Annotated in this window: 21 protein-coding genes; 5 read left to right on the top strand and 16 right to left on the bottom strand. The window is 70.0% G+C overall.

The annotated features are described in order from the left end of the window. Nucleotides 1-66 precede the first annotated feature (66 nt). Complete coding sequence (locus OHA88_RS26780) at nucleotides 67-798, top strand: siderophore-interacting protein (protein WP_328627364.1); 732 nt, start codon at nucleotides 67-69, stop codon at nucleotides 796-798. 40 nt (nucleotides 799-838) lie between these two features. Here OHA88_RS26780 and OHA88_RS26775 read toward each other — a convergent pair whose 3' ends face one another. The 6 genes from OHA88_RS26775 to OHA88_RS26750 form a co-directional block, all read right to left on the bottom strand. Then, on the bottom strand, nucleotides 839-2,404 hold the full coding sequence (locus tag OHA88_RS26775; RefSeq protein WP_328627363.1) for an APC family permease: 1,566 nt from the start codon (nucleotides 2,402-2,404) through the stop codon (nucleotides 839-841). 247 nt (nucleotides 2,405-2,651) lie between these two features. Then, a complete protein-coding gene (locus tag OHA88_RS26770) occupies nucleotides 2,652-4,115 on the bottom strand; it encodes an aldehyde dehydrogenase family protein (RefSeq protein WP_328627362.1) in 1,464 nt (487 codons plus the stop codon). Then, nucleotides 4,112-5,851, bottom strand: a complete 1,740-nt coding sequence (locus OHA88_RS26765; protein ID WP_328627361.1) for an N-acyl-D-amino-acid deacylase family protein — start codon at nucleotides 5,849-5,851, stop codon at nucleotides 4,112-4,114. Before OHA88_RS26765 ends, OHA88_RS26770 begins: the two co-directional genes overlap by 4 nt. A gap of 153 nt (nucleotides 5,852-6,004) precedes the next feature. Next, entirely contained in the window at nucleotides 6,005-7,126 is a 1,122-nt protein-coding gene (locus OHA88_RS26760; protein ID WP_328627360.1) for an LLM class flavin-dependent oxidoreductase, read from the bottom strand. Between the two features lie 114 nt (nucleotides 7,127-7,240). Then, nucleotides 7,241-8,026, bottom strand: a complete 786-nt coding sequence (locus OHA88_RS26755; RefSeq protein ID WP_326604366.1) for an SDR family NAD(P)-dependent oxidoreductase — start codon at nucleotides 8,024-8,026, stop codon at nucleotides 7,241-7,243. A gap of 11 nt (nucleotides 8,027-8,037) precedes the next feature. Then, the gene (locus tag OHA88_RS26750; protein ID WP_328627359.1) at nucleotides 8,038-8,985 is read right to left on the bottom strand and encodes an LLM class F420-dependent oxidoreductase; all 948 of its coding nucleotides are present in this window, start codon (nucleotides 8,983-8,985) and stop codon (nucleotides 8,038-8,040) included. A 279-nt stretch (nucleotides 8,986-9,264) separates the two neighbouring features. Between OHA88_RS26750 and OHA88_RS26745 the strand changes: the two genes are divergently transcribed. Beyond that, a complete protein-coding gene (locus OHA88_RS26745; protein WP_328627358.1) occupies nucleotides 9,265-9,702 on the top strand; it encodes a VOC family protein in 438 nt (145 codons plus the stop codon). An 11-nt stretch (nucleotides 9,703-9,713) separates the two neighbouring features. Here OHA88_RS26745 and OHA88_RS26740 read toward each other — a convergent pair whose 3' ends face one another. From OHA88_RS26740 to OHA88_RS26730, 3 genes are all read right to left on the bottom strand, one after another. Beyond that, nucleotides 9,714-10,475 carry a class I SAM-dependent methyltransferase gene (locus OHA88_RS26740; RefSeq protein WP_328627357.1) on the bottom strand — a complete coding sequence of 254 codons (762 nt, stop codon included), beginning with the start codon at nucleotides 10,473-10,475 and terminating at the stop codon, nucleotides 9,714-9,716. Nucleotides 10,476-10,813: 338 nt separating this feature from the next. Further along, nucleotides 10,814-12,736 (bottom strand): AMP-dependent synthetase/ligase, encoded by a 1,923-nt coding sequence (locus tag OHA88_RS26735; protein ID WP_328627356.1) that lies wholly within the window; start codon nucleotides 12,734-12,736, stop codon nucleotides 10,814-10,816. A 114-nt stretch (nucleotides 12,737-12,850) separates the two neighbouring features. Next, nucleotides 12,851-14,119 (bottom strand): acetyl-CoA C-acetyltransferase, encoded by a 1,269-nt coding sequence (locus OHA88_RS26730; protein WP_328627355.1) that lies wholly within the window; start codon nucleotides 14,117-14,119, stop codon nucleotides 12,851-12,853. Nucleotides 14,120-14,205: 86 nt separating this feature from the next. Here OHA88_RS26730 and OHA88_RS26725 point away from each other — a divergent pair, with 86 nt between their 5' ends. Continuing rightward, a complete protein-coding gene (locus OHA88_RS26725; protein WP_328627354.1) occupies nucleotides 14,206-15,534 on the top strand; it encodes a 3-oxoacyl-ACP reductase in 1,329 nt (442 codons plus the stop codon). A 5-nt stretch (nucleotides 15,535-15,539) separates the two neighbouring features. Further along, nucleotides 15,540-16,409, top strand: a complete 870-nt coding sequence (locus tag OHA88_RS26720; protein ID WP_328627353.1) for a MaoC family dehydratase — start codon at nucleotides 15,540-15,542, stop codon at nucleotides 16,407-16,409. Between the two features lie 11 nt (nucleotides 16,410-16,420). Here the strand turns inward: OHA88_RS26720 and OHA88_RS26715 are convergent, their stop codons facing one another. The 6 genes from OHA88_RS26715 to OHA88_RS26690 all read right to left on the bottom strand — a co-directional run bounded on the left by OHA88_RS26715 (nucleotide 16,421) and on the right by OHA88_RS26690 (nucleotide 21,880). Continuing rightward, nucleotides 16,421-17,056 carry a TetR/AcrR family transcriptional regulator gene (locus OHA88_RS26715; protein WP_328629798.1) on the bottom strand — a complete coding sequence of 212 codons (636 nt, stop codon included), beginning with the start codon at nucleotides 17,054-17,056 and terminating at the stop codon, nucleotides 16,421-16,423. A 270-nt stretch (nucleotides 17,057-17,326) separates the two neighbouring features. Then, nucleotides 17,327-18,676: a dicarboxylate/amino acid:cation symporter gene (locus OHA88_RS26710; protein WP_328627352.1), complete on the bottom strand. Its 1,350-nt coding sequence runs from the start codon at nucleotides 18,674-18,676 to the stop codon at nucleotides 17,327-17,329. Between the two features lie 434 nt (nucleotides 18,677-19,110). Then, nucleotides 19,111-19,407: a DUF4229 domain-containing protein gene (locus tag OHA88_RS26705; protein ID WP_328627351.1), complete on the bottom strand. Its 297-nt coding sequence runs from the start codon at nucleotides 19,405-19,407 to the stop codon at nucleotides 19,111-19,113. 87 nt (nucleotides 19,408-19,494) lie between these two features. Further along, nucleotides 19,495-20,019 (bottom strand): GNAT family N-acetyltransferase, encoded by a 525-nt coding sequence (locus tag OHA88_RS26700; RefSeq protein WP_267004606.1) that lies wholly within the window; start codon nucleotides 20,017-20,019, stop codon nucleotides 19,495-19,497. A gap of 140 nt (nucleotides 20,020-20,159) precedes the next feature. After that, a complete protein-coding gene (mqnE, locus tag OHA88_RS26695) occupies nucleotides 20,160-21,323 on the bottom strand; it encodes an aminofutalosine synthase MqnE (RefSeq protein ID WP_313937840.1) in 1,164 nt (387 codons plus the stop codon). A 101-nt stretch (nucleotides 21,324-21,424) separates the two neighbouring features. Next, nucleotides 21,425-21,880, bottom strand: coding sequence for an Lrp/AsnC family transcriptional regulator (locus OHA88_RS26690; RefSeq protein ID WP_030928011.1), 456 nt, complete (start codon nucleotides 21,878-21,880; stop codon nucleotides 21,425-21,427). Between the two features lie 132 nt (nucleotides 21,881-22,012). Here OHA88_RS26690 and OHA88_RS26685 point away from each other — a divergent pair, with 132 nt between their 5' ends. Next, nucleotides 22,013-22,147, top strand: coding sequence for a hypothetical protein (locus OHA88_RS26685; RefSeq protein WP_267004604.1), 135 nt, complete (start codon nucleotides 22,013-22,015; stop codon nucleotides 22,145-22,147). Between the two features lie 23 nt (nucleotides 22,148-22,170). On the opposite strand, the gene OHA88_RS26680 is transcribed toward OHA88_RS26685, so the two are convergent. After that, nucleotides 22,171-22,833 (bottom strand): UbiX family flavin prenyltransferase, encoded by a 663-nt coding sequence (locus tag OHA88_RS26680; RefSeq protein WP_030928013.1) that lies wholly within the window; start codon nucleotides 22,831-22,833, stop codon nucleotides 22,171-22,173. Nucleotides 22,834-22,904: the final 71 nt, after the last annotated feature.

The raw sequence follows: 22,904 nt of genomic DNA, 5'->3' as shown, positions 1-22,904 counted from the left end.
CCCCCAAAATTTAGGTTAGCCTAACCTAAAAGCGATCCGAGATGGTTCCCCGGGGAGGAGACAGTTGTGGGGCACGGCTGGGAGGGCGTCGTCCTCAAGCTGATGCGCGGGAGGGACTTCGAGTTCACCGTGACCGGGGCCGAACAGGTCACCGACGACTTCCGCCGGGTGCACCTGACCGACGGCGGCCTGCTCGCCGCGACCGGCGGCGCACACCCGACGATGTGGGTCAGGATCTGGTTCGAGCAGGCGGGCAAACCGCACCAGCGCGCCTACACCCTGGTCGACCCGGACCCGGCCGCCGGGACGTTCAGTCTCGAATTCGCCCTGCACGAGGGCACCGCGAGCGACTGGGCACGAAAGGCTCAGCCCGGCGACACGATCGAGGCGACGCTCCAGGGCACCGGCTTCACCCTGCCCGAGACACGGCCCGCCCGCCTCTTCGTGATCGGCGACCCGGCCTCCCTGCCCGCGATCAACTCCCTGCTGGACGCGGTCCCGCGGACCCCTGCGACGATCTGGTTCGAGACGACGCACGACTCCGACGAGGAACTGCCGTTCCGGCTGGACCCGGACTGCCACACCCTGCACAGGGTCCCGCGCCGCGAGGCGGGCGCCCACCTGGTGGAAGAGGTGAGGGCCGCGCTGCCCGCGCTGCTCGGCGACCCTTCGGAGGCGTACATCTGGATCGCCTGCGACACGGCGACGACGCGCTCGCTGGCCACGTACGTACGCAAAGAACTGGCCGTCGCCAAGGAGCGGGTGAACGCGCTGGGTTACTGGCGCACGGCTGCCTGAGAACCGCCCGCCCGCGCCGTATGCGCCGGCGGGCAGCCTCTCAGTCCTCGACGACCAACGCCGGAGTCTCCTTCGTCAGCACCTCGCCGCGGAAGAACGAAGGGCTCCTGCGCTGCATCACCAGCATCAGGACCACGCCGAGCAGCAGCAGCCCGACGCCGATCACGAACACCGAGCCGACGCCGAGGACCGACGAGCCGGAGCCGTAGGCCGGGTCCCACATGTCGTAGAGGGTCTTGGAGAACACCGCGGTGAGCAGGATGCCGCCGACGATCGGGAAGAGGCCCTTGAAGACCAGGTCCCGGGCGGAACGGGTGAGTTCGGTGCGGAAGTACCAGGCGCAGGCGAACGCCGTCAGCGCGTAGTAGAAGCAGATCATGAGGCCGAGCGCGTAGATCGTGTCGACCAGGACGTGCTCGCTGACCAGGGTCATGACCGTGTAGAAGACGCCGGTCGCGACACCCGCCGTGACCGTCGCCTTCCCGGGCGTCTTGAAGCGCGGGTGCACCCGCGCGTACGAGTCGGGCAGGGCCTCGTACGTGGACATCGCCAGCACCGTACGGGCCACCGGGATGAAGGTGGTCTGAAGGCTCGCGGCGGCCGAGGCGAGGACGGCGACGAACAGCAGGATGCCGAGGCCGGGGCCCATGATCGGGCCGGCCAGTGCGGCGAAGACGTTGTCGGAGGTGTCCGGGTCGGCCAGGCCGAGACCGGTGGTGCCGGAGCCGACGGCCATCTGGGCGGCGACGCCGGTCGCCAGGTAGGAGCCGACCAGGACGACCATCGCGATGAGGGCGGCGCGCCCCGGCGTCTTCTCGCTGCCGGTCGTCTCCTCATTGGCGGTCAGACAGGTGTCCCAGCCCCAGAACATGAAGATCGAGAGGGACAGGCCGGCGGTGAAGGCCGCGAAGGACTTCACGGCGAACGGGTTCAGCCACGACCACGAGAAGTCGACCGGCGTCGCGAAGTCGCCGCTAGCTCCCTTCTGTACCGCCATCGCCACGAACAGGGCGAGGACCACGAGTTGGAGTCCCACCAGCGCGTACTGGATGCCCTTCGTGGTGGTCATCCCGCGGTAACTGATCGCGGTGGCGGCCGCGATCAGGAGGAGACAGGTGAGGATGTGGACGGGCTTGCTGTCGTCCAGGGCGGCGATCGATCCACTGCCGGTGATCTCGCCGACGAGCAGCCAGAAGTACGAGGTCGCCACGCCTGCCAGGTTCGACAGGACGATGATCGTCGCGATGACCAGGCCCCAGCCGCACATCCAGCCGATGCGCGGGCCGAACGCCTTCACCGTCCAGGTGAAGGAGGTGCCGCAGTCCGGCATGACCTTGTTGAGTTCGCGGTACGCAAACGCGACCAGCAGCATCGGCAGGAAGCCGGCCAGGAAGACAGCGGGCATCTGGACGCCGACCTCGCCCGCGGTGGAGCCGAGGGTGGAGGTCAGGCAGTAGACGGGAGCGACGGTCGAGATGCCGATGACGGCGCTGCCCATCAGGCCGACGGAGTTCCCGCCGAGTCCCTTGCCGCGTACACCGCCGTCGGCCGGGGCCGTGCCCCGTCCCGCGTCTCCGGCCCGGGGCCGCGCGTCCAGCTGAGTCATACAGGGGACGGTATGCGCTGCGATATCCACATCCGGAGGGCTGAACTCCGAGACTTCCCTCTTGGATCATCGACCGAATTACGGCTGCGACTCCATGAATTGAAGGTGAATCGAGTATTGCGCCTGCCAATAGAGGGCCGACCCTCGATCGGAATCCCGTGCGAGAACCGCAGCACCGTCCGCTTTGTGCCGGTTCAAAATTTTCCCGCACCCGTCCGCATAACGGACGGCCGCGCCGCGTCGATGCTCAGCCCGGCCAGACGATCCCCTGCAGTTCGCTGTACGCGTGCAGCGCGTACGAGCCGACGTCGCGCCCGACTCCGCTCCTCTTGAACCCGCCGAACGGGGCCTCCATGTTCCGGCCGATCGTGTTCACCCCGACCCCGCCGGCGCGCAGCCGCCGCGCCACCCGGAAGGCCCGGGCCACGTCCCCGGACCACACGTAGTCGATCAGCCCGTAGTCGCTGTCGTTGGCGAGTGCGATGCCTTCCTCCTCGTCGTCGAAGGGGACGACCACGACGACCGGGCCGAAGATCTCCTCCCGGACGACACGCATGTCGTTGGTGCAGCCGGCGAGGAGCGTCGGCGCGACGTAGAAGCCGCGGTCGACGTGGGAGGGCCGCTCACCGCCCGTGACCACCCGCGCCCCCTCCTTCCGGCCGAGCTCGACGTACGACTCGATGCGGTCGCGGTGGGCGGCGGAGATGACCGGCCCGACGACCGTGCCCGGCGCCGCCGGGTCGCCGACCGCCAGACGACCCGCATAGGCGACGAGCTTCTCGATCAGCGCGTCGTGGCCGGCGCGCTGGACGAGGACGCGCGTCGGAGCCGTACAGATCTGTCCGCTGTAGAAGGAGAACGTCGTGCCGATGCCCGCCACCGCCGCGTCCAGGTCGGCATCGTCGAGGACGACCGCGGCGCCCTTGCCGCCCAGCTCCATCAACTGCCGCTTCATCCCTCGCCCGCACACCTCGGCGATGCGCTGTCCGACGGACGTGGAGCCGGTGAAGCTGACCATGTCGACGTCCGGTGAGTCGACGGCCGCCTCTCCGGCCTCGGGGCCCGAACCCGTGACGACGTTGACGACACCCGGCGGCACGCCCGCCTCGGCGAGGGCCTCGGCCATCCGGTAGACGGAGAGCGGGTCCTGCGGGGCGGGCTTCACGACGACCGTGTTGCCCATGGCGAGCGCGGGGGCGACCTTGCCGGCCGGGTTGGCCCACGGATTGTTGTACGAGGTGATGCAGGTGACGACGCCGACCGGCTGGCGTACGGCGACCGCGCCGAAGACACCGGCCCGGCCCATCGGACCGGCCTCGTTGATCTGCGGCGCGATCGCCTCCTCGACCGGCTCCAGGGCGCCCCTCGCGTACCGCCGGAAGCGGGCCGCGCCGACGGCGACCTGCATGGACCGGGCCGTTCCCGTCGTCGCGCCGCTCTCCGCCCGGGCGAGTGCGGCGTTGGCGGCGAAGTCGCGGTGCATCAGGTCGGCTGCGCGGTCGAGGATCGCGGCCCGCTCCTCGGGGCGGGTGCGGGACCATGCGGGGAAGGCCTCGCGGGCCGCGGCGGCCGCCGCGTACACCTGCTCGCGGCTCGCCTCGGGTGCGAGACCGACCGCCTGTTCCGTGGCCGGGTTGATCACCTCGTAGTGGCCGTGGTCGGGTTCGGTCCACTCTCCGCCGATGAAGAGGCGTTGGGGTGCGGTGGTCATTGCGTGCTCACCGTCCGGGTGTCGCGGCCGGAGCGGAGCACCGTGCCGGGGACCGCGCCGGTCACCTTGTCGTCGCGCAGCGTCTCGACGCCGTTGACGCGGACCGACACGATGCCGATGGCCTTGGAGTCGAGGCGTGGACTGTCGCCGGGCAGATCGTGTACGAGGGTGGCGGGCCCGGCGTCGATGCGCTCGGGGTCGAAGAGGACGAGGTCGGCGTGGAAGCCTTCCTGGATCCTGCCCCGGTCGCGCAGCCCGAAGAGCTGGGCGGGGTCGTCGCTGAGCATCCTGACGGCCTGTTCGAGGGGGACGAGTTGCCGGCCGCGCAGGCAGTCACCGAGGAAGCGGGTGGTGTACGGGGCGCCGCACATCCGGTCCAGATGGGCGCCCGCGTCGGAACCGCCGAGCAGGACGTCCTCGTGCTGCCAGGTCTGCTGCCGCAGCGCCCACGAGTCCGGGTCGTTGTCGGTGGGCATGGGCCACAGCACCGTACGCAGCTCGTCGGCGGCGCAGATCTCCACGAGGCAGTGGAACGGGTCCTGGCCGCGCTCGGCGGCGATGTCGCGTACGACGCGCCCGCCGATGCCTTCGTTCGCCGCGCTGTACGTGTCTCCGATGACGTACCGGCCGAAGTCGGCGAGGCGCCGGAAGACACCGGCCTCCTTGCTGTCGGCGCGGCGGAGCATCTCGGCGCGGGTGGAGGCGTCGCGGAGCCGCTCGATCCGTTCGGGGACGGGGAGGGAGAGGATCTCGCCCCAGCCGGGGATGAGGTTGAGGGCGCAGAAGGTGCCGAGCGACATGTTCATGGGGGTGAGGATCGGCATGGTGAGGGCGACGATCCGGCCGCCCGCCCGGCGGGCGCGTTCGCTGGGGACGAGCTGGCGCGGTACGCGTTCGGGGACGGCTGCGTCGACGGTGAGGACGTTCCAGTTGAGGGGGCGGCCGGCGGCGGCGGTCATGTCGACGAGGAGGTCGATCTCGTCGTCGGAGAACTGGTCGAGGCAGCCCGCGACAATCGCTTCGAGCTGGGTGCCCTCGTGTTCGCCGACGGCGCGGGAGAGAGCGAGGAGCTCTTCGGGCAGTGCGTGCCGGGAGGCGACGGGCTTGCCGTCGCCGTCGGAGTGGGTGGCGGACCGGGTGGTGGAGAGCCCCCATGCCCCGGCGTCCATGGCGTCGTGGAGGAGCCGCAGCATCGCGTCGAGCTGGGCGGGCCCGGGCTGTCCGCCGACCGCGTCGGCGCCCATGACGTGCCGGCGCAGGGCGCAGTGGCCGACCATGAACCCGGCGTTGACGGCGATCCGCCCTTCGAGGGCGTCGAGGTATTCGCGGAAGGTGGACCAGGACCAGTCGACGCCTTCCTCCAGGGCCTTGAGGGCCATCCCTTCGACCTTGGACATCATGCGGCGGGTGTAGTCGGCGTCGTCGGGCCGGTCGGGGTGGAGCGGGGCGAGGGTGAACCCGCAGTTCCCACCGGCGACGGTGGTGACGCCGTGGTTCATGGACGGGGTGGCGTACGGGTCCCAGAAGAGCTGGGCGTCGTAGTGGGTGTGGGGGTCGACGAAGCCGGGGGCGAGCACGAGTCCGGTGGCGTCCTCCGAGGTCACGGCCTCCTCGGTGAGGTTGCCGGGCTCGGCGATGACGGCGATGCGCCCGTCGCGGATGCCGAGGTCGGCGACGTACGAGGGAGCACCGGTGCCGTCCACGACGGTCGCTCCGCGGATGAGGTGGTCGAGCATGTCGGGTTCCCTTCTGATCTGTACGGGATGCAGCCGGGGTGCGTACGACCGCGGTACGCACCCCGGCTCGCGGAGCGGCGGTCCGGGAAGACGCCGCTCCAGCTCAAGCCCCTCCGGCGATCGAGGAGCGGGGATCCGGGGGCAGCCCCCCGCCTACGCCGCCGTGCGGAACCGCGTCGTCCGGTGCACCGGATCCGTATCGATCTTCGGAATCACATGCTCACCGATCAGCCGGATCGAGTTCATCGTGTCCTCACGGCTGATCCCGATCGGCAGCCCGAAGCTCAACTGATCCGCCCCCGCCTGCTCCCACCGCCGGCACTGGCGCAGCACCTCGTCCGGGTCACCGCAGATCATCAGCTCCTCGGCGATCAGCAGCTCGATGATCTCCTCGCTGTACTCCGGCAGCAGCTCCGGCCACTCCGGAATGCCTTCGGGCCTCGGGAACGTGTCGTGGTAGCGGAACAGCAGCGACTGCAGATAGTTGAGCCCGCCGCCGACCGCGATCTCCACGGCCTCGGCGTGCGTCTCGGCACATATGGCCGTCGACGTCACCATGACGTTGTCGTTGACGAAGTCACCGACCGGCTCCGCGTCCTTGACGGCCGTCTTGTACGAATCGACGACCCACTCCATGTCGGAGACCTTCTGCACGCTGAACCCCAGTACGCCGAGCCCCTTCTTGGCGGCCATGGCGTACGAGGACGGCGACCCGGCCGCGTACCACATCGCCGGGTGCGACTTCCCGTACGGCTTCGGCAGGATCTTGCGGGGCGGCAGCGACCAGTGCTTGCCCTGGAAGCCGACGTACTCGTCCTGGAGCCACATCTTGGGGAACTCGGCGATGGTCTCTTCCCAGAGTTCCTTGGTGTGGTTCATGTCGGTGATGCCCGGCATGAACCCGAGGATCTCGTGGCTGCCGGCCCCGCGCCCCGAGCCGAACTCGAATCTCCCCTCCGACAGATGGTCGAGCATGGCGACCTTCTCGGCCACCTTCACGGGGTGGTTGACGGGGGCGAGGGGGTTGAAGATGCCGGAGCCGAGGTGGATCCGTTCGGTGGCGTGCGCGAGGTATCCCAGGTACACGTCGTTGGCCGAGAGATGCGAGTACTCCTCCAGGAAGTGGTGCTCGGAGGCCCAGGCGTACTTGAAGCCGGACTTGTCCGCCTGGATGACGTACTCGGTCTCCTCGATCAGCGCCTTGTGCTCCGCCTCGGGGTCGACCTCGGCGCGCGCGGCGGGTACGTACCCCTGTACAAACAGCCCGAATTCCAAGGGGGTTCACCGTCCTCAATCATTTCTGACACATCGTCAGATTGTGATGCGACCGACTGTTCCACCGACGGTCCGACCCGTCAATAGCTGACGTCCCGTCAGATATTGACGCCCTCAGAAAAGGCTGACACCTGCCAGCCACCCGCCGTCGATGACGAACGGCTGCCCGGTGATGTACGAGGAGTCGTCCGAGGTCAGGAAGAGCGCCAGGGCCGCCACCTCCTCCGGTTTCCCGATCCGCCCGAGGGGCACGAGCTTCTTGTAGAGCCCGGCCACCGCCGCCCTGGACTCCTCCGGGTCCGCGGCCGGGTCCAGCGCGGCCGGATTGGTCATGGCGGTGTCCACGGCCCCGGGGCAGACGGCATTGACCCGTATCCCCTTCGCCGCGAGCTCGACCGCCGCGACCCGGGTCAGCCCCAGCACGGCATGCTTGGTCGCCGCGTACGCCCCCACGAAGGCCATCCCGGTGAGCCCCGTGTACGAGGCGGTGTTGACGATGGTCCCGCCGCCCGCGGCCTCGATCTCGGGCGCGACGTTCTTGATCCCCAGGAAGGCGCCGACCTGGTTGACCTGCACGACCTGCTGAAACTCCTCCAGAGGCGTGGACACCAGCTCGTTGAACCGCAGGATCCCCGCGTTGTTGACCAGACCGTCGATCCTCCCGAAGGCGTCCTTGGCGGCGGCCACGGCGCGCTGCCACTCCTCCTCGCGGCTCACATCGAGATGCACGAACCGGGCGACCCCCTCCCCCAGCTCCTTCGCCAGGGCCTCCCCCTGGTCGTCGAGCACATCGGCGATCACCACCCGGGCGCCCTCGGCGACGAAGAGCCGCGCCTCCTGCTCGCCCTGCCCGCGCGCCGCGCCGCTGATGAGAACGGTGCGCCCATCCAGCTTGCCCATGTCCCTACTCCCTACTGCTGGTCGAGGTATGGAGCGACATCGGCGGCGAACGCCGCCATCTGATCGGTCAGTTCGCTACGGCTACGGCTACGGAACCGCACCTGGATCTGGTGCACGCCCATCGCCCCGTACGCGCGCAGCGACTCGGCAAGGGCCTCCGGCTTCCCGCTGAGCGTGCGCCGCCCCACGGCCCACGCCGGCTCCCCCACGTACAGCGGCTCGGTGATGGCACCGACGACCAGTGGCTCCTCGATACCGGCCTCCTCGCGCAACGCCCGCACGCCCGCGATCTGCTGCGGCAGCCGGTCCCTGGGATCCCCCTGCGGCAGCCAGCCGTCCCCGCGCAGCGCGGCCCGGCGCACGGCGGCGGGCGAGGAACCGCCCACCCAGACGGGCACCCGCTCCTGCGCGGGCCGCGGCCGCTGCCCCAGCCCGCTGAACGAGAACCGTTCCCCGGCGAACTCCGGGTACTCCTCCGGCCCGAGCGCGGCCTTCAGCGCGTCGATGGTCTCGTCGAGCACACCGCCGCGCCCGTCGAAGTCCGCCCCGAGCGCCTCGAACTCCTCCCGCACATGCCCGGCCCCGACCCCGAGGATCAGCCGGCCACCGGACAGATGGTCGAGGGTGGCGTACTGCTTCGCGGTGGCGAGCGGGTGGCGCAGCCCGACGACGGCGACATGGCTCATCAGCAGAACGCGTTCGGTGATCCCCGCAAGGAAGGCGAGGGTGGCCACCGGGTCGTACCAGACGGTGCTCATGACCTCGGCGAGCCGCCGAGGGATCGCGACGTGGTCGCAGCTCGCCAGATAGGCGAAGCCGGTGCGGTCGGCGGTGCGGGCGATCTCGGCGAGATCACCGGGCCCGGCCGAGGCCTCCCACGCTTCCGTATAGATGGTGCTCTGCGACTGGACCGGGAGCTGCATCCCGTACGACAGCCGCCCGGCGGGCAGTATCGGCACCGGGTCGCCTCCCTTCCTCCGTGTCCGCCCCGACCGGATCTGACGTTCCGTCATTTTTCGAGGCGGGTGCCATCGTCGTACCTGACGGTGCATCAGACAAGAGGAAGGGGAGAACAGCGGATCCATCGCCCGGGGTGGTGGCCGGACAGCCGTGGCCGGCAGTCGAAACCGGTACCGCCCTCGGTCGATCGAGATCACGCCCGGCGCGAGGCCGGCGCCGCCCGGGTGTCAGAGGCGCGCGATACGGTCCCCTTCATCGCCCCGAACCCAGGAGGAACCATGTCGACCAGGTGGACCGTGACGCTCGACTGCGCGCACCCGGCCAGGCTGGCGGAATTCTGGGCGCTCGCCCTCGGCTACGTGCCGAAGCCTCCGCCCGCCGGTTTCGGGAGCTGGGAGGAGTGGTTCGCCCACCACGGCATCCCGGAGGAGGAGTGGGACGACGGCGCCTACCTGTCCGATCCGGACGGGGTGGGGCCGACACTGTCCTTCCTGAAGGTGCCGGAGCCGAAGGTGGCGAAGAACCGCGTGCACCTGGACGTACAGGCCGGCGGCGGCCGCGAGACCCCGTGGGAGGTGCGGTGGCCGCGCGTGACCGAGACGGTCGCGCGCCTGACCGCCGCCGGCGCGACCGTGGTGCGCGAGCACGACATGGACGGCCGCCCCGATCACGTGGAGATGGCCGACCCGGAGGGCAACGAGTTCTGCGTGCTCTGACTCCGGCTCCGTCACACCGTGGGTGACCCACCTGCCGATGTCTGCGCGTCGCGGCGGAACAGGGCCGTCCACAGGAACGGCTCGCCGAAGTACGGCGACTCGGGCGGCTCGTCATGCATGCGGCGCAGTTCGACCTCCGTCAGGTCGGAGAAGATCCGGCGCAGGGACTCCGGCGTGTAGGCGAGTCCGCCGTGGAGGCCGGACTGGCGGTAGAACTCCGCGTCGGAGAGTTCGGAGCCCATCCCTCCGGCTGCGAAGCAGGTGAGGGCGAGGTGGCCGCCGGGGGCGAGGACACGGTCGAGCAGGGCGAGATAGCTGATGCGACGGTGCGGCGGCAGGTGGTGGAAGCAGCCGGAGTCATGAATCAGGTCGTACGGGCCGCCCGACTCGGCCTCGGTGAGGACGAAGGCGTCACCACAGCGGAACCGGATGTCGGCACCGGCCTCACGGGCGCGCTCCTCGGCCCAGGAGATGGCTGCCGGGGAGAGGTCGACGGCGTCCACCTGGAAGCCCAGAGAGGCGAGATGGAGAGCGTTACGGCCCGGACCGCACCCGAGGTCGAGCGCCCGGCCCGGCGTGATCAAGGACCGGTCGAGGTACGAGACCAGGTTCTCGTCCGGCTTCGCCACGAAGAACGGCACCGGCTTCGAGCGGTCGCCGTAGAACCCGTCCCACCAGCCGGCCCCGTCCGCCGTCCAGCGATCGGCCTCCGGCGCGAACAGGCCGTCCATCAGCTTCAGGACGTCGTCGATCGTGCGTATGTTCCGGTCCATCGGATCCCCTTCCACGATGGGGAAACGGTAGGGCTGAACGGCACAAAAGCCCAGCTCAGCGGCCATCTGGAAAGGTCATGAAGGGACGTCCGGGCGGGCCGTCCGGGAGCGGCGGGGGCCTCACCCACAACCGTCCCGCACGGTCGCCCACGCCCCTGCCGAAGGCCGTCACGGTGGCATTCCCGGTCACGCTCACGCAGGTTTCTCAACGAATTCCATGGCAGCCACGCGTCGTCGGGCTCGGTACCCCGCCGGGCCCTCGCAGCCGCTCCGCCTCGTCCCGACCCGGCCTGCCCGGCCGCCCGGCCTGCCCGGTCCGCCCCGCCGGGATCGTCCGCCTACCTCCGGTACAGCGCCTCGATCTCCGCCTCGAAGTCCCGCAGGATCGCATCCCGCTTCAGCTTCAACGACGGCGTCAGATGTCCGCCCTCCTCCGTGAAGTCCACCGGCAGCACGACGAATTTGCGGATCGACTCGGCGCGCGAGACCAGGCGGTTGGCCTCGTCGACCGCGCGCTGGAGCGCACCGCGCAGCTCCTCGTCCGCCACCAGTTCCCGCATCGGCACGTCCTGCTTCTTGCGCATCTGCCGCCAGTGCAGGAGCCCGTCAGGCTCCAGGGTGACCAGGGCGGTGATGAACGGGCGGTTGTCGCCGACCACCATGCACTGGCTGACCAGCGGGTGGGCGCGCAGCCAGTCCTCCAGCGGCGCCGGGGCGACGTTCTTGCCGCCCGTCGTCATGATGATTTCCTTCTTGCGGCCGGTGATGGTGAGGTAGCCGTCCTCGTCGAGGGCGCCCAGGTCGCCGGTGGCGAACCAGCCGCCGTCCAGCGCGGGGACGGGCGCGCCGCGTTCGGTGTCCCAGTAGCCGCGGAACACCTGCCCGCCGCTGAGCAGCACCTCGCCGTCGTCCGCGATCCGCACGGCGGTGCCCGGCAGCGGCCAGCCGACCGTGCCGAGGCGCGGTTTGAGCGGTGGGGTGACGGTGGCGGCGGCGGTGGTCTCCGTCAGCCCGTACCCCTCGAAGATCTCGATGCCCGCGCCCGCGTAGAAGGATGCGAGCCGGCGCCCCAGCGGGGAGCCGCCGCAGATCGCGTACCGGACGTGTCCGCCGAGGGCCGCCCGGATGCGGCGGTAGACCAGCGGGTCGTACAGGGCCCGGGCGGCCCGCAGGCCCCAGCCCGGTCCGGGTCCGGTGCCGTGTTCGGCGGCCTCGACGGCCTGTCCGTACCGCTGGGCAATCCTCGCGGCGCGGTCGAACGACGAGGCGCGGCCCATCTTCTCGGCGGTGGCCCGGCCGGTGTTGTAGACCTTCTCCAGTACGTACGGGATGGCCAGCAGGAACGAGGGACGGAAGCCCGCCAGGTCGGCGAGGAGGTCCTCGGTCCGGATGGACGGGGCGTGACCGAGCCGGACCCGGGCGCGCAGACAGCCGATCGCGACCATCCGCCCGAAGACGTGCGACAGGGGCAGGAAGAGGAGGGTCGAGGCCGGTTCCTTGCTGACCGATTTGAAGACGGGGTGGAGGAGTTCGATGGCGTTGTCGACCTCGGCGAAGAAGTTGCCGTGAGTCAGGACGCAGCCCTTGGGGCGTCCGGTGGTGCCCGAGGTGTAGATGAGGGTGGCGGGTGTCTCCGGTTCCAGGGTGGCCCGGCGGGCGGCGACCGCCTCGTCGGGGACGTCCCTGCCGAGCGCCTTCAGCCGGCCGAGTGCGCCGGTGTCGAACTGCCACAGGTGGGCGAGATCGCCGAGCTGCTTGCGTTCCTGGCTGATCAGCCGGCCCTCGTCCGCCGTCTCCACGGCGCAGGCGACGGCGCCCGAGTCCTGGAGGATCCAGCGGGCCTGGAAGGCGGACGACGTGGGGTAGATGGGGACGGTGACGAGTCCGGCGGCCCAGCCCGCGAAGTCGAGCAGCGTCCATTCGTACGTCGTACGGGCCATGATCGCGATCCGGTCGCCGGCCCGCAGGCCCTCCGCGATCAGGCCCTTGGCGACGGCGAGCACCTCGCCGGCGAACTGTTCGGCCGTCACGTCCTGCCAGCTGCCGTCCGGCTGCTTGCGACTGAGGACGGCGTCGCCCGGGGCCTCGCGGGCGTTGTCGAAGGGAATCTCGGCGAGCGATCCGCGCCGGACGGGCGGCGCGATCGGCGGTACGGAGACCTGCCGTACCGATCCGTCCGCCGCCCTGACCTTCGTCGGCTCGACCAGGGCGGGTACGGCGGGCGTCGCGGCAGGTGCGGGGGCAGAGGCTGGCGTGGACACGAGCGGCTCCTCAACAGGGGGAACGGCGGTTCGGCCGGTCCGTCCGGCGGCCGTTTCGTCCTCGGCCGCCCAGCGGGCTTGAAGTTGTCCTCGATCGCTGAAAGGGCTTGGGAATCAGGGGCGTTCCAGGATCGCGGTGACTCCCTGGCCGCCCGCGGCGCAGATCGAGATCAGCCCGCGGCCCGGGGCTTCCCGCTCGGCGAGCAGTTCGGCGAGGGTGGCGACGATCCGCGCTCCGGTCGCGGCGAACGGATGCCCGGTGGCGAGGGACGATCCGGCCACATTGAGCCTGTCCCGGTCGACCGGGGCGAGCCCCTGCTTCTCCCAGGCGGCCAGGGTGGCGAGCACCTGGGAGGCGAAGGCCTCGTGGATCTCGAAGAGGTCGAAGTCCTCGATGGTGAGCCCGGCGCGCTCCAGCATCCGCGGCACGGCGTACGCCGGAGCCATCAGCAGCCCGTCATCGCCGCCCACGTGGTCGACGGCGGCGGTCTCGTACAGCGAGAGATACGCGAGCGGCTCCAGGCCGTGCGCCTCGGCCCACTCGTCGCTCGCCAGCAGCACGGTGGCGGCGCCGTCGGTGAGCGGGGTCGAGTTGCCCGCGGTCATCGTCGCGTCGGGGTGGTCGGCGCCGAATACCGGCTCCAGGGTGGCGAGTTTCTCCACGGTGGAGCCGGGGCGGAGGTTCTGGTCGCGGGCCAGGCCGAGATGGGGGACGACCAGGTCGTGCAGGAAGCCCCGTTCGTACGCGGCGGCGAGCCGCTGGTGGCTGGTGGCGGCGAGAAGGTCCTGCTCGGCGCGCCCGATGTCCCACCGACGCGCGGTGATCGCCGCGTGTTCGCCCATCGAGAGCCCGGTGCGGGGTTCAGCGTTCCGCGGGATGTCGGGGACGAGATGCCGGGGCCGTATCCCCGTAAGTGCCTTGATCCGTCCGCCGGTCGACTTTGCCCGCCGGGCCGCCAGCAACAGTCTGCGCAGCTGGTCGTTGACGCCGAGGGGTGCGTCGCTCGTGGTGTCCGTGCCGCCCGCGATCGCGGAGTCGACCGCGCCGAGCACGATCTTGTTGGCGGCGGCGATGACGGCCTGGAGGCCGGTGCCGCAGGCCTGCTGGATGTCGTACGCCGGGGTGCGCGGGTCGAGCGCCGAGCCGAGGACGGTCTCGCGGGCCAGGTTGAAGTCCCGGCTGTGCTTGAGGACGGCGCCTGCGACGAACTCGCCGACCTGCTGCCCCTGAAGCCCGAACCGCTCGACCAGACCGTTCAGCGCGGCGGTGAGCATCTCCTGGTTGGAGGAGTGTGCGTACGGGCCGTCGGAGCGCGCGAACGGGATGCGGCTGCCGCCGATGACCGCGACCCTGCGCGGCTGCGGGAGAGCAAGGGGGATCATCTCGACCAACTCATCTCGACCTGCTCCTGACTCTTGAGTAACCTTACTCCGCAGTAAAATCTACGACCGCGCAGGGAGTCTGGACAATGGCCGACCACTATCTGCACTTCACCGGCACAGCACCCGGCCGATTTCTGACCCGGAAGCTCGGTCTTCCGCAGCCGGCGCGGCTGCGCCGCTGGTCGCTGGAGACGCAGTCACTGGACGGCCCGCTGCTGCACCTCACGGCCGGGGACTCCGCCGTCGCACAGGAGTTGGGTGCGGTCCTCGCCACGACCGGCCTCACGGTGGTCCGGAGCGCCGGACAGGCACCCCGCCCTGCGGGAATCGTGGTGGACGCGACGGCAGTCGCCACCGCTGCCGGGCTCGGGGACGTGCACGCCGCGCTGCATCCTGTCGTGCGTTCGCTGGCGCCGGGCGGCCGGATCGTGATCGTCGGGGTACGGCCGTCGGCGGACGACCATCATCAGGCGGCCGCCCAGCAGGCTCTCGAAGGGTTCGTGCGCTCGCTCGGCAAGGAGATCGGCAGGGGCGCCACCGTCCAGTTGCTCCGGATCGAACCGGATGCGGCCGCCTCGGCGGAATCCACCCTCCGGTTCCTGCTCTCCCCCCGGTCCGCGTACATCAACGGCCAGGTCGTCGAACTCACCGGCGCCGCACCCGGTCCGGCCGCCGACCCGGCCGCGCCGCTCGCCGGACGCACCGCGCTGGTCACCGGTGGGGCGCGCGGCATCGGCGCCTCGGTCGCGTCGGTCCTGGCACGGGACGGAGCGCAGGTCATCTGCCTCGACATCCCGCAGTCCCGGGACGAGTTGGCGCGTACCGCCGACCGGCTCGGTGCGTCGGCGCTGCCGCTCGACATCACCGCGGACGACGCCGCCGAGCGGATCGCCGCCGCGGCCCCCGACGGCCTGGACATTCTCGTCCACAACGCGGGCATCACCCGCGACCGGCGGCTCGCCAACATGCCCGCCGACCGCTGGGCCCAGGTCGTCGAGGTCAACCTCGACAGCGTGCTGCGCACCACGGATGCGCTGCTCGAGGCGGGCACCATCAACCGGGGCGGCCGGATCGTCGCCACCGCGTCCATCGCCGGCATCGCGGGCAACAACGGTCAGACGAACTACGCGGCCAGCAAGGCGGGCATCATCGGCCTGGTCCGCTCCCTGGCCCCGCGAGCCGCCGCCGACCACGGCGTCACGGTCAATGCGGTCGCCCCCGGCTTCATCGAGACCAAGATGACCGCCGCCGTCCCCCTCTTCATCCGGGAGGCGGGCCGCCGGATGAACTCCCTCGCCCAGGGCGGCCTTCCGGTCGATGTCGCGGAGGCGACCGCATGGTTCGCCCAGCCCGCTTCGGCGGCCGTGAACGGCCAGGTCGTGCGGGTCTGCGGCCAGAGCCTGCTCGGGGCGTGACGGCGATGTCGGCCACTGCCACTTCCCGGGGTCTGACGGCATCACTGGTGCGGGGCGCCGTCACGTCCCCATTCAAGCGGGCGGGCCGGCCCGGCGCCGCGCTGCCTGCCGACCGCCTGGTCGCCCGGGACGTACGGATCGCACCCGGCCCCCTCGCCGCGTACAGCAGGATCTGCGGCTTCTCCGAGTCGGGCCCGCTGCCGCTGACGTACCCCCATGTGCTGGGCTTCCCGCTCGCGATGCGACTGATGACCGGACGGAGCTTCCCGCTTCCCGTTGTCGGGCTGGTCCACACATGGATCGAGATCACCCGGCACCGGCCGCCGCACCCCACGGAAATGCTTGAACTCAGCGTGTACGCCGATGGGTTGGCGCCCCATCGGCGGGGCACCGAGGTGACGATGGTGACCGAGGCCCGGTCGGGCGGCGAGCTGGTGTGGGAGTCCCGCAGCGGCTATCTTTCCCGCCACTCGACACGCGGGGCCTCGCCCGCTCCCGAGGCCGGGCCCCCCGCCCTCCCCGCGGTCGAACTCCCCGCCGTCGCCGAGTGGCGGCTGCCCGGCGATCTGGGCCGTCGCTACGGCGCCGCTTCGGGTGACCGGAACCCGATCCACCTGTATCCGCTCACCGCCCGGCTGTTCGGCTTCCCGAGGGCCATCGCACACGGCATGTGGACGGTCGCCCGCTGTCTGGCCGAGTCCGCCGAACCGGGCAGGATCAGTTACGTCCGGGCCGACTTCAGGGCCCCCGTCCTGCTCCCGGCGACCGTGACGTACGCGGTGGACGGCGCAGGCACCGCCTTCCAGCTCCGCAGCGGCGGCCGCGTCCACCTCACCGGGTCGACGGCACGGGACGGTGCGCAGCCGCGGTCCTGACCGGCCGGCCGCTATGTGCGGGCGGCCGCCTGGGCCCGCGGCGCCCACGGGCGGCCGTGCATGAGGTTCTCCAGGCCCGCCCACGAGAAGTTCATCAGCGTGGCCGCGGCTTCCTTCGCCGAGACGCCGGGGGTGTCGTTCGCCCAGCCGGCGAGCGACTCCGCGGCCCCCACGAGCGCCTGCGCCAGGCCCGACACATCGCGGTCGGGGAGCGCCGGATCGTGGTGCGCCTCGCGCGCAGCGGCGCCGATCAGACCCGTCACGAACGCAACGATCTCGTCCCGCATCACCATGACCTCGGTGGCGAACGGCTCCCCGTGCGTACGTGCCTGCCGGTGCAACACCGCCCAGCCGTCCGGGTTCTCCGCGGTGTGCGTGAAGAATGCCCGTAGCCCGGCCCACAGTTGCCGGTCCGCCGGCAGCCCCGGCTCCACCCCCGAGCGCACCGCTGCGACCAGCGCCTTTGCCTCGCGCTGGATACAGGAGGTGAAGAGCTCCTCCTTGGAATTCAGGTACAGATAGACCAACGGCTTGGACACGCCGGCCAGCTCCGCGATCTCGTCCATCGAGGCGGCCCGGTAGCCACGCTGCCCGAAAGTCTGCACCGCGGCGTCCATCATCTGCTGCTCGCGCACGGCACGCGGCATCCGTTTGCTCTTCACAGCACCCACGTCCGACTTCCTCCCACCCCACTGCGCCACTCCTCGGTAAGACTACGGCGCAGGCTCCTCACGCGTCGTACGGAGAAGCCTTCCCGGGCCGTCCAGTGGCCGGTTTCACCCTCCACCGAAAGTCACGTCTTCCCGCGCTCCTGCTGCCCCTGCGGTGGGGCATCGATGCCGGCCGGTTCGTACGCGTACAACGGCGAGCGCCCCCGGTCCTCGAAGGACCGGGGGCGCTCGCCGAAGGTGTGGCCGTTACGCGGCGACCGGCACGCTCACCGGCTCCGCGTCGCGCACCTCGTCGTCGACCGGGGAGGACGAGGCCGAGTTGTACGCGTCGAGGTCGAGGATCTTCTCGCGTGCCGAGACGATCACCGGGACCAGCGCCTGGCCGGCCACGTTGGTGGCCGTACGCATCATGTCCAGGATCGGGTCGATGGCCATCAGCAGGCCCACGCCCTCCAGCGGCAGCCCCAGCGTGGACAGCGTGAGGGTCAGCATGACGGTCGCACCGGTGAGACCGGCGGTGGCCGCCGAGCCGATCACCGAGACGAACGCGATCAGGACGTAGTCACCGACACCCAGCTGGACGTCGAAGATCTGCGCGATGAAGATCGCCGCCAGCGCCGGGTAGATCGCGGCGCAGCCGTCCATCTTCGTCGTCGCCCCGAACGGAACGGAGAACGAGGCGTACTCCTTCGGGACGCCGAGTCGCTCGGTGACCTTCTGGGTGACCGGCATCGTGCCGACCGAGGAGCGGGAGACGAAGGCCAGCTGGATCGCGGGCCAGGCGCCCTTGAAGAACTGGAGGGGGTTGACCTTGGCGACCGTGGCGAGCAGCAGCGGGTACACGCCGAACAGCACCAGGGCGCAACCGACGTAGACGTCGACGGTGAACGTCGCGTACTTGCCGATCAGGTCCCAGCCGTAGTCGGCGATCGCGTAGCCGATGAGGCCCACGGTGCCCAGCGGGGCAAGGCGGATGACCCACCACAGGGCCTTCTGGAGGAGCTCCAGGATCGACTCGCTGAGAGTGAGGATCGGCTGGGCCTTCTCGCCGAGCTGGAGCGCGGCAATACCGGCGACGGCGGCCATGAAGACGATCTGCAGGACGTTCAGCTCGGTGAACGGGGTGATCACGTTCTCCGGGACGATGCCGGTCAGGAAGTCGAGCCAGGAGCCTGCGTGGTCAGGCTTGGCGCCGTCCTTCGGGGTCAGGCCGGTGCCGGCGCCCGGGTTGGTGATCAGGCCGATCGCCAGGCCGATGGCGACCGCGATCAGCGAAGTGATCATGAACCAGAGCAGGGTACGGGTGGCCAGCCGGGCGGCGTTGTTGACCTTGCGCAGGTTGGTGATCGACACCAGGATCGCGAAGAAGACGAGGGGCGCGACGGCCAGCTTCAGCAGCTGGACGAAGATGTGGCCGACCTTGTCGAGCGTGGTGTAGAGCCAGCCGATGTCATAGCTGCGGGCGAGCCACCCGAGCAGCACGCCGAGGACCAGACCGGCGACGATCTGGGCCCAGAACGGGACCTTGGGTATACGGAAACCGGAGCCGGACTGCCGGTCGGTGCCGGCGGTGGCGGACGCGGGATTCGCGGACACGGACACACTCCAGATGTGACGCATCGGGGCGCACGGGGACGGGGCGGGGGGACGGGGGTGCGGCGCCCGCGTCAGGGGCGGCGCCGCTGCATGGTGCCGGTTCAGACGTTGCGGCAACAGACCGCGGACATACAGCGGCAGAGATCGACATGCAGGCGCACCACGAGCTCAATGCCGGCTCGATGGCGGGGGCGCACAGCTGTCTTCATGTCGAACACGTTAACACTTGAACTTTGAGAACCTCAAAGGTGTTCTTTGAGAACCCTTGGCGAGAATGCACCCCCGCGCCACGCGACGGAACGCGGAAACCCCAGCACAGGAGCGCGTGCTCCGGCACTGGGGCTTCGAACGAATACGGTGCGCGTGTGAGGAACCTTACGTAACCCTTACCCCGCCCTCACGGGGGCTTCACGCGGTACCGCGACACCGCGGCACTACGGGGCGACGCCGTCCTCCTGGTCCCGGTTCGCCGCCAGCCGGGCCTTGGCGCGGTCGATCTTGGGGGCGATCTGTGCGGACATCTCGTCGCGCTGCTTGCGCAGCAGGATGTAGCTGAGGGGCGCGGAGAGCAGCAGGGCGAGCAGGATGATCCACATGACGTTGGATCCGCCGAGCCCGGAGGGCAGCAGACCGTAGGTGACAGCCACCGCGACGACGGCGAGACAGCCGACGAAGATGCTGAGGCGCATCAGCGTGTACCGGATCGTTGCGCTCGGCTTGGCAGCGGACACGGCTGGCCTTCTCTCTACGTACGACAACCCTGCCCGACCAGTGAAGCATGCCCCGAATTCGATCACTTCGGCGGGCGGGCCCGCGAGTCACCCCAGTGGGAGCAGCATGATGATGTCGTCGCGGTCGTCCCCGTCGGCGACCCGGATCGCGCCGGGCACCCGGCCGACCTCCTTGTATCCGCACGTCGCATAGAAGCGGTCGGCCCCGGTGCCGCCCCGGCAGGTGAGGCGGATGGCCTCTATCCCGTCGGTCCCGCGGGCGGCATCCGCCGCGGCGGTCATCAGCTCGCGGCCGTAGCCCTTGCCCTGGTGACCGGGGTGGACCATCACCGTGTAGAGCCAGAGCCAGTGGGACATCAGCCGGTGGGTGTTGCGGACGAGAAAGGCCGTGGCGGCGACGGCGCCCTTCTCGTCGTAGCCGACCAGCAGCCGGGTGCGGCCCTCGGCCATCGAGACGAGGTGCTTGACCAGCTCGGGCCGGACGTCCTCGGTGGTGACGGGTGGCACGAAGCCGACGGCACCACCCGCGTTGGAGACATCGGCCCAGAGTGCGCAGATGCCGTCCCGCAGAGTGCTGTCGAACTTCGGATCCACCTCAAATGTAAGCGCCATAGCGGCAGATTAGCTATTACAGCACCGTTGCCTCAAACACCGTCCACAACGCGAGAAAGCCCCGGCCGGGGACGGCGGCCGGGGCTTTCGTACAGAGAGATCCGCGCCGGGAAGTTCGACGGCGGAGCGAACCGGCCGCGTCAGACCCGCATCGGCTGCGGCGACTCGCGGCGCTCCGCGTCCGGCCCCGGGTACTCGCGGATGATCTCGTACCGGGTGTTCCGCTCGACGGGGCGGAAGCCCGCGTCCCGGATCAGGTCCAGCAGGTCGTCGCGACCGAGCTTGTTCGGCGTGCCGTAGTTGTCCGCGTCGTGCGTGATCTTGTACTCGACGACCGAACCGTCCATGTCGTCCGCGCCGTGCTGGAGCGCGAGCTGGGCGGTCTGCACCCCGTGCATCACCCAGAAGACCTTGACGTGCGGGACGTTGTCGAAGAGGAGACGCGAGACAGCGAACGTCTTCAGCGCCTCGGCGCCGGTCGCCATCGTCGTCCGCGCCTGCAGCTTGTTGCGGACCTTGCCGTCCTTCATGTCGACGAAGTCGTGCTGGTAGCGCAGCGGGATGAAGACCTGGAAGCCGCCGGTCTCGTCCTGCAGTTCACGCAGCCGCAGCACATGGTCGACGCGGTGACGCGGCTCCTCGATGTGCCCGTACAGCATCGTCGCCGGGGTCTTCAGACCCTTCTCGTGCGCGAGGCGGTGGATGCGCGACCAGTCTTCCCAGTGGGTGTTGTGGTCCACGATGTGCTGGCGGACCTCCCAGTCGAAGATCTCCGCGCCGCCGCCGGTCAGCGACTCCAGACCGGCTTCGATCAGCTCGTCGAGGATCTCGGAGGCGGAGAGCCCGGAGATGGTCTCGAAGTGGTGGATCTCGGTGGCGGTGAACGCCTTGAGGGAGACCTGCGGAAGGGCTTCCTTCAGCGCACTGAGGGAGCGCGGGTAGTAGCGCCACGGCAGCGTGGGGTGGAGCCCGTTGACGATGTGCAGCTCGGTGAGGTTCTCGCCCTCCATCGCCTTCGCGAGACGGACGGCCTCCTCGATGCGCATGGTGTACGCGTCCTTCTCGCCCGGCTTGCGCTGGAACGAGCAGTACGCACACGACGCGGTGCACACGTTCGTCATGTTGAGGTGCCGGTTGACGTTGAAGTGCACGACGTCGCCGTTCTTGCGCGTGCGCACCTCGTGGGCGAGGCCGCCGAGCCAGGCCAGATCGTCCGACGCGTAGAGGGCGATGCCGTCCTCACGGGTCAGCCGCTCCCCTGCGCGGACCTTCTCCTCCAGCTCGCGCTTGAGCCCGACGTCCATGCGGCTGCCTCCCAGATGTCTCTGACGTGCTGTGCGATACGTACGCTCCCCCGGGACACCCGGTGGACCCCCGGTCACCCGGGGGCTCCACCACGTTACGCCTACGACTCCTCGGGGAGTTCCCCGACCCGGTTCTCCCACTTGGTGGAGAGCACGATCGTGGTGCGGGTGCGGGAGACGCCCTTCGTACCGCTGAGCCTGCGAATGGTCTTCTCCAGGCCGTCGACGTCACCGACGCGCACCTTGAGCATGTACGAGTCGTCGCCCGCGATGAACCAGCAGTCCTCGATCTCCGCGAGGTCCTTGAGCCGGCGAGCGACGTCCTCGTGGTCGGCGGCGTCGGAGAGCGAGATGCCGATCAGGGCGGTGACCCCGAGACCGAGCGAAGCGGCGTCGACGGTGGCGCGGTAGCCGGTGATGACACCGGCGGTTTCCAGCCGGTTGATGCGGTCGGTGACGCTGGGCCCGGAGAGCCCGACGAGCCGCCCGAGCTCGGCGTACGAGGCCCTGCCGTTCTCCCTGAGGGCTTGGATGAGCTGCCTGTCCACCGCGTCCATATGACTGAAACCTTCCATTGTTCAGCAGTACCGCGAGTTTACGTATAGAATCTAAGGCATACAGGGTCCACGCCCTGCAGATCTTTCAGATTTTCAAAGAAGTTCTTTCGAATCCTCAGGAGTGAAGACACCGTGTACACGATCGAGATGGCCTACGCCCGGATGCGCGAGCTGCAGGACCTGGCCAACCGCTCGCGTGCCCACCAGCCCGCCGCCGCGCGAGAGGTCGACAAGACCCGCATCCAGCGCGCCCCGAAGAAGCGCTGACCCCCGGCCCCACCGGCCCGGCCTCAGTCACGGGAGCCACCGAGCTCCCCCTCCCACCGGCGGTACAGCCGATGCGGCACCCCTGCCGCGTCGAGCACCCGCCCCGCGACGAAGTCCACCAGGTCCTGGATGTGCGTCGCGCCCGCATAGAACGCCGGAGAGGCGGGCAGCACCACGGCGCCCGCCTCGTCCAGGGCCACCAGATGCTTGAGTGTCTGACCGTTCAGCGGAGTCTCGCGCACCGCGACGACCAGCTTCCGCCGCTCCTTGAGCGTCACGCTCGCGGCCCGCTGCAGCAGATCCTTCGAAAGCCCGAGCGCCACTCCGGCCACACAGGCCGTCGAGGCCGGCACGATCAGCATCCCCTTCGCCGGGTACGAGCCCGAGGACGGCCCGGCCGCGAGATCACCGGCCGCCCAGTGCCGCACCCGGTCGACCTCCACATCGAAGGTGTGCGGCTTCCCGTCCGCCCCCCGCGCCAGCCAGCTCCGCAGGTCCTCCTGCCAGTGCGCGTCACGGAAGGCGATCCCGGTCTCGTCCAGCAGCGTCAGCCGCGAGGCCCGGCTCACCACCAGATCGACGCTCTCCCCCGCGGCCAGCAGACCACGCAGCACGGCAGCGGCGAATGGTGTACCCGAAGCACCGGAAACCCCGACAATCCAAGGCTGCCGCTGCTGCTGACTCACTGAAGTCCCGGATTCCACACACCCGAGCCTATCCGGCGCACGGCCTGCGGAACCGAGCGAGGGGTTTCGGG

This window comes from Streptomyces sp. NBC_00353 (genome assembly GCF_036108815.1).
Lineage (GTDB): Bacteria > Actinomycetota > Actinomycetes > Streptomycetales > Streptomycetaceae > Streptomyces.
Note: the sequence above shows the minus strand (reverse complement) of the source record. Positions and strands in the feature narration are given on the sequence as shown.